The sequence below is a fragment of the Streptomyces sp. B1866 genome, from assembly GCF_031932565.1.
In the GTDB taxonomy this organism is placed as follows: Bacteria; Actinomycetota; Actinomycetes; order Streptomycetales; family Streptomycetaceae; genus Streptomyces.
On sequence record NZ_JAVSCF010000578.1, the window covers coordinates 1 to 664 of the forward strand.

Here is a 664-nt window from a genome sequence, read left to right on the forward strand (position 1 = left end):
CCCGCGCGGGGCGACGACGGTCGGCGGGCCGCCGTCCACGGTCACGCGCGGCAGCACGCGGGTGGCGCCCGCGTCCTGGGCGCGGCCGGGGGTACCGGCGTCCGGGCCCGGCACCGGCCGGAGCACCCGGGTCGCCCCCGGGTCGTCCGCGGGCCCGGGGCGGCCGCTCCACGCCGCGGGGACCCGGTGCTGCGGCGCCTGCGCCGGTACGTGCGCGGGGGCCGGGGACGGTACGGCGGCCAGGCGCGCGGTCTCGGCCAGCAGGGGGCTGGTGACCGGTCTGGCGAGCCGCACCCGGAAACTCGCGTGATTGACGACGACCTGCGCCGGGTCGGACGGCACCTTGGCCATGGTCAGCTGCGGCTCGTCCTCGAAACCCGAGGAGCGTTCCCTGGAGGGCGTGCGGGCTGTTCTCGTCTCCACACTCATCTAACCGAGTGACCCGCGCGGAAGACACTGCCTTGACCGCCCCGAACTGTCCGCGGCCCGTCAAGCCATGATCATCGAGGGCGGCCCGTCCGGCCTGGCGGACCCGGTCAAACAGTCCCGGTCGAACAGTCGCGGCCAGCCGGTCCCGGCATCCGGTTCGGCCGGGCCGCCTGCCGCCGCGCGGGACGGTAGGCGGCTCGCGCGAGCCGACCGGTGCGGCTCGCGCGGGCCGTAC

1 pseudogene is annotated in these 664 nt (G+C 77.4%); it reads right to left on the reverse strand.

Annotated elements, in window-relative coordinates:
- Window positions 1-429 (reverse strand): annotated as a pseudogene (locus RKE29_RS30275) (hypothetical protein); the annotation flags it as partial.
- Between the last annotated feature and the right edge of the window lie 235 nt (window positions 430-664).